This window comes from Mesohalobacter halotolerans, assembly GCF_006120725.1.
Taxonomy (GTDB): Bacteria; Bacteroidota; Bacteroidia; order Flavobacteriales; family Flavobacteriaceae; genus Psychroflexus; species Psychroflexus halotolerans.
Genome location: NZ_SWMU01000004.1, coordinates 73764 through 86489, shown reverse-complemented (window position 1 = coordinate 86489; position 12726 = coordinate 73764). Strand labels below are relative to the sequence as shown.

General features: G+C 34.4%; 9 protein-coding genes. 5 read left to right on the top strand and 4 right to left on the bottom strand.

The features are described from left to right. Window positions 1-190 precede the first annotated feature (190 nt). The 3 genes from FCN74_RS10230 to FCN74_RS10220 are packed head-to-tail and all read right to left on the bottom strand — an operon-like array spanning window position 191 to window position 6603. Window positions 191-1816, bottom strand: a complete 1626-nt coding sequence (locus FCN74_RS10230) for a RagB/SusD family nutrient uptake outer membrane protein (protein WP_138932503.1) — start codon at window positions 1814-1816, stop codon at window positions 191-193. A 21-nt stretch (window positions 1817-1837) separates the two neighbouring features. After that, window positions 1838-4900 (bottom strand): SusC/RagA family TonB-linked outer membrane protein, encoded by a 3063-nt coding sequence (locus tag FCN74_RS10225; RefSeq protein WP_138932502.1) that lies wholly within the window; start codon window positions 4898-4900, stop codon window positions 1838-1840. Between the two features lie 26 nt (window positions 4901-4926). After that, window positions 4927-6603, bottom strand: a complete 1677-nt coding sequence (locus FCN74_RS10220) for a glycoside hydrolase family 13 protein (RefSeq protein ID WP_138932501.1) — start codon at window positions 6601-6603, stop codon at window positions 4927-4929. 158 nt (window positions 6604-6761) lie between these two features. On the opposite strand from FCN74_RS10220, the gene FCN74_RS10215 reads away from it, so the two are divergent. After that, window positions 6762-7805, top strand: a complete 1044-nt coding sequence (locus FCN74_RS10215; RefSeq protein ID WP_138932500.1) for a LacI family DNA-binding transcriptional regulator — start codon at window positions 6762-6764, stop codon at window positions 7803-7805. A 1-nt stretch (window position 7806) separates the two neighbouring features. Here the strand turns inward: FCN74_RS10215 and FCN74_RS10210 are convergent, their stop codons facing one another. Next, entirely contained in the window at window positions 7807-8808 is a 1002-nt protein-coding gene (locus tag FCN74_RS10210) for a LacI family DNA-binding transcriptional regulator (protein ID WP_138932499.1), read from the bottom strand. Window positions 8809-8904: 96 nt separating this feature from the next. On the opposite strand from FCN74_RS10210, the gene FCN74_RS10205 reads away from it, so the two are divergent. From FCN74_RS10205 to FCN74_RS10190, 4 genes are read left to right on the top strand one after another with little or no spacing between them, the layout of a single operon-like run. Then, the gene (locus FCN74_RS10205) at window positions 8905-9336 is read left to right on the top strand and encodes a BLUF domain-containing protein (RefSeq protein WP_246062608.1); all 432 of its coding nucleotides are present in this window, start codon (window positions 8905-8907) and stop codon (window positions 9334-9336) included. A 9-nt stretch (window positions 9337-9345) separates the two neighbouring features. Further along, window positions 9346-10044 (top strand): hypothetical protein, encoded by a 699-nt coding sequence (locus tag FCN74_RS10200; RefSeq protein WP_138932498.1) that lies wholly within the window; start codon window positions 9346-9348, stop codon window positions 10042-10044. Further along, window positions 10028-11311: a kynureninase gene (kynU, locus tag FCN74_RS10195; RefSeq protein ID WP_246062607.1), complete on the top strand. Its 1284-nt coding sequence runs from the start codon at window positions 10028-10030 to the stop codon at window positions 11309-11311. The genes FCN74_RS10200 and kynU overlap by 17 nt, the downstream gene beginning before the upstream one ends. After that, a complete protein-coding gene (locus FCN74_RS10190) occupies window positions 11301-12683 on the top strand; it encodes an FAD-dependent oxidoreductase (protein WP_138932497.1) in 1383 nt (460 codons plus the stop codon). Before kynU ends, FCN74_RS10190 begins: the two co-directional genes overlap by 11 nt. Window positions 12684-12726: the final 43 nt, after the last annotated feature.

The following is a 12726-nucleotide window of genomic DNA, read 5'->3' as shown; positions in this document are numbered from 1 at the left end:
TATTCATAGATAATGTCTGATATTTATACAATTTTTCTAAAACAAAAGAGATGTAAAATTATTAAATAAATCTCTCATAATCAATCAAATTAAGATATAGATTATAAATACTGGATAATAAATTTAAGATAAAACCATAAAAAAAGGGATATTAGAAATATCCCTTTAAATAAACAAAATTTAAACAATATTAGTAACCTGGATTTTGTACTAAATTAGGATTTAAATTTACTTGAGTTGCAGGTATTGGGAACAATTTTCTGTCTGGATTATTGACAGCGCTAGGGTCTTTAAAAGCCCAGTCTCTAGTATATTGTCCAAAACGTATTAAATCATTTCTTCTCCATGTCTCAGTGAATAATTCTCTACCTCTCTCATCCAAAATATCTTGTTCTGATACTGAACTGAGTGGCGAAGCCCCTCTGAGTGATCTCAAATCATTAATCATTGTTGTAGGGTCTTGCCCAGATCTAAACATGGCCTCTGCTTTCATTAGATAAGCATCTGCATATCTCATATAAATAAGATGATTTTGGAATCCTCCTCCAAATCTTGGATTGTATTTAATCACTCTTATCCCTGTAACTTCATTATTACCCACTAAACTCGGCTCACCAGAACCTGCATCAAAGAAGTCTCTTGTGAAGTTTAGCGGATTACCGTTTCTATCTTCAAGAGGGCTACCATCAGGGGCGTATTGCTGTCCTATCAAATATCCACTACCAACGTTAGAGCCATCTACAAATCCATCACCGTTTTCATCGCCCTGTAAGAGTGGGTCGGTTGCATCGCCAATAGGAATACCTTGAGGAGGAACACCACCTCTTCTTTCTTCTTGACCGTCTAATAGATTTCCATCTAAATCTACTCTATTGCTATTAGGATCTCCTTCATATAAGTCATAATATTCTGCAAGTGTTGAGAATCCATTCCAACCGCCGCCACCTAATTCGGTAGAATTATAGTGTAAAGTATGGAAAGTTCTTTCTCCAACAGCTCTTGGTCTGTACCAAATAGTCTCGCTATCAGCATCTTCCTTAAAGATATCATAATAACCATCATGCAGTTGAAAACCTGTATTAGTTATATCATCAACTAATGAAATTACTTGGTTCATATCTGCATTATTAACTTCAGTATCAGTGTATACATGTTTATTTAACAATACTTTAGCCAGTAAAAGTTGAGCAGAAGTTTTTGTAGCTCTTTGATTATCTCCATTAGGAGTAGCATCTGGTAAACTAGAAATTGCAGTATTTAAATCTTCTACAATAAAGTTTACTGCATCTGCACCTGTAAAAACCTCAGGATCAACTGAAGGTAAAGCTTTTGTGTCTCTGAATGGTACCTGACCGTAATGATCGAGAATAATAAACATTGCAAGTGCTCTTAAAAAGTGGGCTTCACCCTTAGCTTCAGCTGATGCTGGTGTTCTGTCATCAATAATTTCTGAAGCATTTAGCTGAAGTCCATTCCATTCATTCCATGTATTGGTAATGAATCTATGGTCTGGATTCCAGGTGTGTTGGTGAAGTTGTCTCCATAGCCCGTTGTCACCCCAGTCTGAACCTCTAGTTGGAATCAATAGTGCGTCAGAAGTAACCTCACTTAGGGCATATAAATTTTCTTGCGTTGCAATGAAGTTGTTTAAGCTATTATACATATTAGTCAAAGAACTATTTGCCTCCTCTGCAGTTAAACCACTAAAGTTTTCTGCGAGGATTGAATCTGTCTCTTCTATTTCTAGATCTGTACATGAAAACTGTACAAGAGCTATAGAAAAAAAGAATATTATAAGTTTTATTTGTTTTTTCATAACATTAATTATTTTTTGTTTTTAAAATTTTGCATTTAAACCAAGTGTTATCGTTCTTGGTCTTGGAAATGATGTATAGTCTATACTGGCACTTGGTATTCCAGTTCCACCGTCACCGGTATTAGAAGATACTTCAGGATCTAAACCACTATAACCAGTGATTAGAAATAAGTTTTGCCCATTGACTGAAATTCTCAATGAATCTAAAGTGCTGTTTTCATTAAGTGTAAAGTTATAACCTAGTGAAAGGTTTTGTAATCTTACAAAATCACCCTTTTCTAAATAAAGTGTTGAAATTTCTTGTGATTGTCTTGTTAAAGCCTCTGGTGTGGCGTTTCTGTTTGTTGCAAATGTTGTTCTGTTAAGAAAAGCATTTGCTGTATTATTATACACATAAAAACCAAATTGACCCGTAAAAAATGCAGAAGCATCAAAATTACCTAAAGTATAATTTAAGGATAAGCCTGTTGTGATATCCGGTAATCCATCTTTATCGACAAATTTTTTGTCATCTGGTGAGAAATTAGGCTCACCGTTTTCGTCTTCAGAGTATTCTGCTAAATAGTATGAAAATAACGAACGCCCTTCCCCTAAACGTTGTACAAAAGCATTAGTCAGCCCAGGACCGTTTAAGGCACCAAACTCTGCGGTGGTTCCATTTAAACCTTCAACAGTATTATCATTATAGGCAATATTAAAGTCTACAGAAAAATTAGAGTCTTCTGTTGCAATAAAATCATAGCCTAGGTTTAATTCTATACCTTGGTTTATTACTTTACCATCTTGTAAATTTCTAAATACAAAAGGGTCAAAAGCTGGTGCAGCAGCAGCTTGTCTAAACAACAAATCACTTGTTTCTTTACGGTAAACATCAAAAGAACCTCTGATTCTGTCAAAATTCCAACCAAAATCTATACCTAAGTTCATGTCTAACGTGGATTCCCATTTTAACTCCTCATTCTGTACTGCAACAGTAGCCAATCCAGGTCTGTTAACATTTCCATCATCTCCAATCCCTGGTGCGGCAAAGCGTTGTCTCTTTAAAAATTGGGCATAACCTAAACCAGCTTGGTTACCAGTTACACCGCTACTCAATCTGAGCTTTAATGTTGAAACATTATCACCTATAAAATCTTCTTCAGATAGTTTCCAAGCAAAAGCACCAGATGGGAAAATACCATATTGGTAATCACTACCAAAACGAGACGAACCGTCAGCTCTTACTGTAGCTGTAAATAAAAATTTATCATTTAAAGAATAGTTAGCTCTACCAAAAAAGGATTGCAACTCATCAGTATTATCAAATGTGTCCACCACTAAAGATTCAAAAGGCTGAACGAAAAAGGGTAGCTCATCAGTATCATCAAAAGGGAAAAGCCTATTTAAAAAACTTCCATCCGAATCATAACCGAATTGCTGATAAGTTCCACGTATCCTAGACTGTAAAGCACCAACACTGTTTGATAAATTTGCATTAAAGCCTAGTCCCCAACCTTGTGAGTTTAAACCCTTTCGTCTAAAGTCTTGAAAGGAGTAACCTATGATGATATCTAAGTTAGAGTTATCAAAATCCTTTTTATAGTTAACCGTAGCTTCTAGTAACTTACTGGTAGCTTCTAAAGTGTTAAAAGATGCACGACCTTCACCAGAAACTCCAGGATTATTGTTAAAATCAGCTGTTGCTAAAGACTCAGCTTCAGCATCTGAATTGTCATAACCTAGGTTTAATTTAGCTGAAAAATTACTATTAATCTCATATTCAAGGGAACCATTTAAGAGTAATCTATTTGTTTTTGTGTTTGAATCGTAATAAGCTAATATGTTAGCAGGATTAAGTCTATTTCCTTCTACAAAAAAGTCTGGATCATTTGGCCATGTAGGAGGGGCAGAATATGCAGAACCTATAATATTACCACTTGCTCCTGCCTGAGCACCTATAAATGGCGATTCATCATTAACTCTTGCAATGGAAGATTGAATTTGAAGTTTTAATTTATCGTCAAAAAACCGATGTCTTAAATTTAATCTTCCAACAATTCTCTCCTGAGAAGATTCTTCTAAAACACCTTGTTGATCTGTATAAGAAAAACTTGCTCTTAAATTACCATCTGTGTAAGCTCTTGAATAGGTTAAGTTGTTTTCAGATGAAAATGTAGTTCGGGTAATAACATCCTGCCAGTCTGTATTAGCACCAGTATCATCAACATTTGGTACTGGGCTTCCAGTCACGTCTAATATGTTTGTTTTATAAGCTTCTGCATCGAATAAATCGAAATCATTAGCAGGAGAAGACACACTTAAATTTGAAGAAAACGTAAAAACACCACCTTTGGCTGCTTTTCCGGATTTTGTTGTGACTATAACAACACCGTTTGCACCTCTTGAACCATATATGGCTGTTGCAGAAGCATCTTTTAAAATAGATATACTTTCTATATCATTGGGGTTTATAAAGCTTAAGGGATTTCGTGGCGTACTACCACCATCAATTATCCCACCAGTAGCCGGCACTGTTCCTTGATCTGATAACGGTATTCCATCTACTACAAATAATGGATTGTTATTAGATCGAATAGAATTAGAACCTCTAATACGAATATTTGCAGCAGCACCCGGTTCACCACTTGCTACAGAAATTTGAACACCTGCGGTTTTACCTTGTATTAATTGCTCAGGTGAAGAAATTACACCTCCGTTAAAATCTTCAGAAGCTACAGAGGATACTGAGCCTGTAGCATCTTTTACGGTTGTTGTCCCATAACCAATCACAACAACCTCATCGAGCTTAGCTGCATCTTCGACCAATGTAACGTTAATTGTAGTTTGTCCATCTACAGCAACTTCTTGAGTTTTAAAGCCAACATAGCTGAATACTAATGTGGCATCTTCAGCAACTTCTAACGTGAAATCACCATCAAAACCCGTAACTGTACCATTCTGGGTTCCTTTTTCTAACACATTTACGCCAGGCAAAGGCCCCATTTGATCGGAAACCACACCCGTCACCGTGACTTGTGCTAGCATAGCTGTGCTAAACAGCATCGCTATAATGTAAAAAGCGTGTTTAAGTAACATTTTTTTCATTGTATTTAGGTTTAAAATTATTCATATTAATTGACATTGAAAATTATTGATTGATAAGGTTTTAAACAAATATTCTCTAATGTTTTCGTAACAAATTTATAATTATTTATTAACAAATCATAATTTTTTTCATTTCCAAATTCATAATCGATAACGTTTTCGAATTCTGAAAAGTTTAAAAAGACAACAATCTTCTGATAACCAAGTGTTTTACTGTATGTGTAAATATTTTTATTATTTTTTTCAAATTCTTCAAATTTTCCATATGTGAAGACATTATGCTCTTTTTTGAGAGCTAAAATAGACCTATAGTAATTTAATACTGATTCAGAATCAGCGATTTGTTGCTCTACATTTATTTTTTCAAAGTTTGGATTGACTTGTAGCCAAGGTTGAATTTCAGAAAAACCAGCATAATCTTCTTTATTCCATTGCATTGGCGTTCTGGCATTATCTCTACCTTCATTATTTATCATTTCTAGCGCTTCTTCTTCTGAGAATTTTTGAGATTCTAAATTTTCATAGTAGAAGTTTCTGGATTGTATATCATTGACCTCTTCAATATTGTCTAATTGTATATTTGTCATCCCAATTTCATCTCCCTGATATATATTAAGCGTACCATTTTGAGTAGCCATAAGCGTTATCAACATTTTCGCAGATTCTTTATGATATTTTTTATCATTGCCAAAACGTGATACTAAACGGGCAAAATCATGATTACCAAGAGCATTGGCAATCCAACCACCTTTGGTCATCACTTTTTGCCACCCTCTAAATATGTTTTTGATATTAATAAGCTCAAATTCTGATATGTCTTCATATTTGCCATTGATAATATTATTTTCTAAGATGTCAAAATGATATATCATATCGAGTTCTTTTCGATCTTCACCAACATAGAGATGTGCATTATCTTGGGTTATACCAACACCTTCACCCATTGAAAATGCATCGTAATGTTTCATGACTTTTTCATGCATTTCATGTAAATATTGATGGATTTTAGGGCCATTAGCGTAGTGTTTTTCTATGATTTTTCTAAATCCGATATTAGGATCAATATTTTCAAAACTCAAATCTTTTGATAATAAACTTACCACATCCATCCTAAATCCATCTATACCTTTATCCAACCAAAACCTCATCACCTCATAAATCCCTTCTCTAACTTTGGGGTTTTCCCAATTTAAATCTGGTTGGTATTTTGTAAAAAGGTGCAAGTAATATTCTTCTGTACTATCGTCAAAAGTCCAGGCAGATCCTCCAAAAAAAGATTTCCAATTGTTAGGTGGTCCTCCGTCTGGACTTGGTTTTTTCCAAATATAAAAATCTCTGTAGGGACTATTTTTGCTTTGTTTGGCTTTCTTAAACCAGCTGTGCTTATCCGAAGTATGATTTGGTACAAGGTCAAGTACGATTTTTAAATCTCTTTGATGTGCCTCATTTAATAGTTCATCGAAATCTGACATTGTACCAAACTCCGGCATAATTGCACAATAATCGCTTACATCATATCCATTATCCTTATTTGGGGATTTGAAAATTGGGCTAATCCAAATAATGTCAACGTTTAATGATTTGATGTAATCTAGTTTTGACGTAATTCCTTTTAAGTCTCCAATTCCATCTGCATTACTATCTTTAAAGCTTCTCGGGTAAATTTGATAAACTACACCTTTTTTAAACCAGTTTAAATTCATAAATTGAGACTAAAACCTTTTCGTTTTATATTTGTATCTACTAATTAAATGATTATTTATCTTAGTTTTACATAAGATTAATATGAAATTATAATGTAAACGTTTGTATTATCAATTTTTCATTAAAAAAGGATTTTTGTTGTTAATTATTTAAAAATTTGAATTCAAAGATTAACAGTAGAGTAAGACTTGAAGATTTGGCAAGAGCTTTAAAACTCTCCATTGCTACTGTCTCAAGAGCTATGTCTGACAGTTCCAGAGTAAAGCCTGAAACAAAACAAAGGGTCTTGTCTAAGGCTAAACAAATGGGATATAGGTCTAATCAAATTGCTAAAAGTTTGAGCTCTGGTAAAACAAATGTCTTAGGGGTTATTATTCCAAGATATGATGAACCTTTTTTTATAGAGGTTTGTAGAGGGATCGACTATTATGTCAGAAAACATGATTACAGAATTCTAATTAATTCTTCCAGAAACTCTTTTAAATACGAAAAAGAAAATGTCTTAGCTTTTGAAAGAGGCACAGTAGACGGTGTTGCGATGTGTTTTACTCATGAAACAAATTCATATGAGCATGTTGAAGAACTTATTGACAGAAAAATGCCACTAGTTTTATTTGATAATATTAGTCATAAAATCGATGGCGCCGGTCATGTTAAAATTGATGACTTCAGCTCTGCTGTTAAGGCTGTTGAAATACTTATAAAACATAAGAATAACAGCATCGGTTATATAGGTGGCACTTCAAAAAAAAGTGTGTTTAATCAACGTTTTGATGGCTTTGTTGAAGCCCATAAAAAACATCACCAATCTTTTAAAACCCGGCATGTATTAAATTGCAAGTCATATCATCAAGAGCACGAGTTTTATGAAGTTTTCAATTTTCTCTCTAAGCTTCAAGATGTGCCAAATGCTTTTTTTTGCTCAACCGATAATTATGCTATTTTGTGTATTAAAGCTTTGACTAAACTAGGTTATAAAGTTCCTCAAGACATTGAAGTCATAGGGTTTGGGAATTTACATTACAGTAATATGTTTACACCAGAGTTAACATGTGTCTCTCAACCCAGTTTTAAAATGGGGGAAAAAGTGGCTGAGATGCTACTAAATAAAATTGATAAAGGTTTTTTTATCTCAAATACCGACCAAAATAGCGAAATTGTATTGCCAACTAAATTGGTCTATCGCGATACTACGCGATGATTTACTCTGAAGAGGCTCTTTTAATAAGTGTTGTAGGTTGAATAAATCGCTTTGGTTTCAAAGTTTTATTCTCAATTCTTTCTAATAATATTTTTACGGTATTTTTGCCTAGTTCTATAGCATGCTGAGACACAACACTCATTTTGGGATAAGCATTTTTGGCTAATAACCCATCTGTAAATCCAACTATAGCTAAATCTTTTGGTATTTTTACTTGATAATGCTTTGCGGCATTAATAGCAATAGACGCTGCAGTTTCATCTAAACCAATCAAAGCATCAAAGGATTCGTTTTTAAAAAAATCATTGATTTTAGATTCTGCGTCTTTAGTTTCACTGATCATGAGGGTTTTGACGTTTGTAGAAGTTTGATTGGCAGATGTCATGACACCTTGAAGTCTCGCGACAATCACACTAAGATGAGGCAAAGTAGAAACTACCGCAATGTTTTTACGATTTTGTTCTTTCAAATACTCAAAAACATCTTGAGCGGCTTTCTGATCATCGACTAGCACTTTGTCGCAATCTATTTCATCAGTTATCCTGTCAAATAGTACTAAAGGTTTGTCTAAACTTTTAAAGTTTTTAAAATGTGAAAAGTCCTCCTTAACCTGCGTTTCCTTGCTAAGCGCTGCAATAATACCATCAACTTTATTATATTCTAGCATTTCAAGATATTCCTTTTCTTTATCGAGAGATTCATTGGTTAAACAAGTTATGATTTTATATCCCTTAAGACTTGCTTGTTCTTCAATCCCATGTAAAACTTTAGCAAAAAAATGATTGAGGATATCAGGAATTAAAATACCGATGGTAAAGGTCTTGTTGCGTTTAAGGCTAACAGCAACCGGGTTAGGCTTATAGCCATAAAGCTTTGCTAATTCCTTAACGCGTTTTATTGTCTTTGTGCTGATTTCAGAGCTATTATTTAAAGCTTTAGATACTGTAGAAACAGAAACGTTAAGTTCTTTAGATAACTGCTTAAGTGTAGTTTTTTGCTTCATGACTTCCTTATGATAAGGTAAAATTAACAAAAAAAATTAGATCACACTTAAAGTGGTTTAAATGATTAAAATTTCTTATTTTAACAAAAAAAATTTGTGGACAGTTTAAAATTTGTGTCTTACATGAGCAACCAAGCTCAAATCCTTACCAATAAAGACATTGAACAATTATTGTTTCAGATTCGTGAAAAAAATAAACGACTAGCTATTACAGGTATTTTGCTACTCATTCAAGGTAAATTTGTGCAATACATTGAAGGCAAAGCACCAGAAATTGATAAAGTTTATGAAAAAATAAAACACGATAGCAGACATAATGATTTGGTGTTACTAGACTCAGGAGATTTGGAAAACAGGCAATTTAAAAACTGGTCTATGGCTTACAAAAAAATTGGCGACGACCAAGTCAAAGCCATTTTAGGTCATACGGCTTTAAATTTAGACGATTTATTTTTATTTCCTAAACAAGAAAAAACACATCCCGTTTTAAAGGTTTTATATAACTTTACAAATAGCTTATCGACTTAAAATTTACTTATGAAAACACTATTTTTAGCCCTTATCACATTTTTGACGTTGACGTCTTGTCAAAACAATAAAAAGCAAAATAAAGAAAAGACCAACACCATTTCAGAGCAAACTGAGGAAAAGAAAGAAGAAACCAAAACTATCTTAGAAAAAATCGCTTATGCTCATGGTTATGAACACTGGCCGTCAGTAGAAAAAATTGAATTTAGTTTTGTCGTTAATCCTGGCGAACAAGAAATGATAAGGCATTGGATTTGGTATCCTAAAAATGATAAGGTCACATTGGTTAAAGAAAACGAAAGAATAACTTACAAGAGAGATAATATTATGCAAGAATTCGTTGATACTGATAAGGCCTTTGTCAATGATAGCTTTTGGTTATTGTTTCCATTTCATTTGGAATGGGGAGTTTTTAATTATGAGACTATTGAAGGGGTAAAATCTCCAATTCAACAAAAAGAAAGCACAAAACTCATCGTGAAATATCCAAATGAAGGTGGCTACACACCAGGTGACCGTTACGATGTCTATCTTGACCAAAATCAACACATTATAGAATGGGCATATTACCCAAGCGGAAAAAAAGAACCTGCATTGCTCAATACATTTGAAGATTTATCAAACTTTGATGGCATCAAGATTAATATGATTCATCGCAATCCTGATACTGGTTTTCAGCTCAATTTTAGAAATGTCAGCATCAATTAATATGAAATTTGAAAATAGCTTAGAATTTGCGCAAAATTGCGATACAAATGACCGTTTAAAAAAATTTAGAAATCAATTTTATTTCCCAAAAACTAATCTAGGGGATAATAAAATTTATTTGTGCGGCAATTCACTCGGACTTCAACCTAAATCAACCTCTGATTATATCCAACAGGAATTAAATGATTGGTCTGATTATGGAGTTGATGGTCACACCGACGCTAAAAATCCTTGGATGCCTTATCACGAGTTTCTGTCAAAACCTATGGCAAATATTGTTGGAGCAAAAGAAAGCGAAGTCATTATCATGAATACATTATCGGTCAATCTACATTTGATGATGGTTTCGTTTTATCAACCTACATCAAAACGCCATAAAATCCTTATAGAAGCCGATGCATTTCCGTCCGATTTATACGCTGTGGAGTCTCAATTAAAATATCATGATTACGACCCCAAAGATGCTTTAATTCTTTGGAAACCTCGAGAAGACCAATATTATGATATAGAAGATTTTAATCAAATTATTCAAAATCATGGCGATGAAATTGCTTTGGTTTTAATTGGCAATACGAACTATTACACCGGACAACATTTTGACATGAAATATATCACTGATTCATGTCATCAAAATGATATTAAAATTGGCTTTGACTTAGCACATGGTGTTGGTAATATTCAACCCCATTTGCACGATTTAGGTGTTGACTTTGCGGTGTGGTGCACTTATAAATATCTCAATTCAGGACCCGGAAGTCTCGGGGGTTGTTTTGTGCATGAAAAGCATCATACCAAAGACTTACATCGCTTTACGGGTTGGTGGGGACATGACAAATCCACACGTTTTAACATGCGTCAGGATTTTAAACCCATCCCAACCGCAGAAGCCTGGCAGTTAAGCAATCCGCCAATATTATCTATGGCAGCCATTAGAGCTTCCCTAGATATTTTTCAACAAGCTGGATTTGACAATGTGGTTAAAAAATCAAAAGATTTGACTGGTTTTTTGGAATATTTATTATTAGAATTAAATGATGATAATCTAAAACTCATTACACCAAAAAAACCAAACGAAAGAGGCTGCCAGTTATCCATACAATTTCTCGATGCTGATAAAAGCTTGTTTGATAAATTAACTCAAGCCGGAGTTGTAGCCGATTGGCGTGAGCCGCAAGTGATACGCGTTGCGCCGGCACCGCTTTATAACAGTTTTGAAGACGTTTACCAATTTGTTCAAATTTTAAAACATATTAGATATGCAGGATAAGCATTTGCTCATCGTTGGCGCAGGATTGTGCGGCTCATTACTAGCCTTAAAACTCGCCCAACACGGCTATAAAATCACACTAGTTGAAAAACGTCCAGATTTGAGAAATGCCGATATTTCTGCAGGGCGATCTATTAACCTCGCTTTTTCTGATCGAGGTCTTAAAGGCATAAAACGCGTTGGTCTCGAAGACAAAGTCAAAGTGCTTTGCATTCCGATGAATGGCCGGATGCTTCACGATAAAAATTCCAATACAAAATTATCGCCTTACAGCGGACAAGATGGTAATTATATTAATTCTATTTCCAGATCTGGTCTTAACGCTTTACTCTTGGATGAAGTCGAGAAACACGACAATGTCCATTTGATATTTCAGGCCGCATGTCAAAATGTTGATGTTGAAAGTGCTAAAGCTGAATTCATAAATGAAAAAACTGACGTAAATTTTCACGTTCAAGCTGACTATATCATTGGCACCGATGGCGCAGGTTCTGTGGTGAGGCAAGCTTTAATGAAAAATAGAGAATTGCGTTTTAGCTTTTCTCAGAACTTTTTAACCCACGGTTACAAAGAACTGAGTATTTTACCTAAAAATGGAGAACATCAAATCTATAAAAATGCGCTACACATTTGGCCAAGAGGCGAAAATATGCTGATTGCTTTGCCTAATTTAGATGGAAGTTTTACGGTGACTTTATTTTTAGCATATGAAGGAGGCGATTATAATTTTAATAATTTAACAAACCCTAAAATAGTTGAAGAATATTTCAAAAAAGACTATCCCGATGCCCACGCTTTGATGCCACATTTAAAAGAAGAGTTTTTTGACAATCCAACAGCAGCACTTGGCACGGTAAGATGTTCGCCTTGGACGTATAAAAAAACATTGATTATGGGTGATGCCGCTCACGCTATTGTGCCGTTTTACGGACAAGGGATGAATGCTTCTTTTGAAGATGTAGCCGTGTTTGATGATATTTTAAACGAAGTCGATTTTGATTTAGACAAAGCGTTTTCTGAATTTAGTCAAACCCGAAAACAAGACGCCGATGGCATTGCCGATTTGGCACTAGATAATTTTCATGAAATGAAAGCCCATACGGCGCAAGAGTTGTTTTTACAAAAACGCCAATTAGAATTGGCTTTTGAAAAGGAATTCCCTGATGATTATGCGTCTAAATATTCTTTAGTCACCTTTAATGAAGACATCGGTTATCACGATGCCAAAGTTCGTGGTCGTGCTCAGGATAAAGTGATTTTGTATTTATTAAAAGAAGGCCACCTACCAGAACATTTAAGTTTAAAAGAAAAACTTGAGATTGTCAAAACACACACGAACCGCTATTTAGAGGATGAAGTGATAAACGTTTAAAAACCTTAGATACTTTGCGTCCCTGACTGCTGTCAGTTAGGTT

What these genes read in the sequence shown, in the direction of transcription:
- FCN74_RS10220 (WP_138932501.1), bottom strand. Translation starts at nt 6,603, where the DNA reads ATGAATTTAAACTGGTTTAAAAAAGGTGTAGTTTATCAAATTTACCCG.
- FCN74_RS10225 (WP_138932502.1), bottom strand. Translation starts at nt 4,900, where the DNA reads ATGAAAAAAATGTTACTTAAACACGCTTTTTACATTATAGCGATGCTG.
- FCN74_RS10190 (WP_138932497.1), top strand. Translation starts at nt 11,301, where the DNA reads ATGCAGGATAAGCATTTGCTCATCGTTGGCGCAGGATTGTGCGGCTCA.
- FCN74_RS10230 (WP_138932503.1), bottom strand. Translation starts at nt 1,816, where the DNA reads ATGAAAAAACAAATAAAACTTATAATATTCTTTTTTTCTATAGCTCTT.
- kynU (WP_246062607.1), top strand. Translation starts at nt 10,028, where the DNA reads ATGTCAGCATCAATTAATATGAAATTTGAAAATAGCTTAGAATTTGCG.
- FCN74_RS10200 (WP_138932498.1), top strand. Translation starts at nt 9,346, where the DNA reads ATGAAAACACTATTTTTAGCCCTTATCACATTTTTGACGTTGACGTCT.
- FCN74_RS10210 (WP_138932499.1), bottom strand. Translation starts at nt 8,808, where the DNA reads ATGAAGCAAAAAACTACACTTAAGCAGTTATCTAAAGAACTTAACGTT.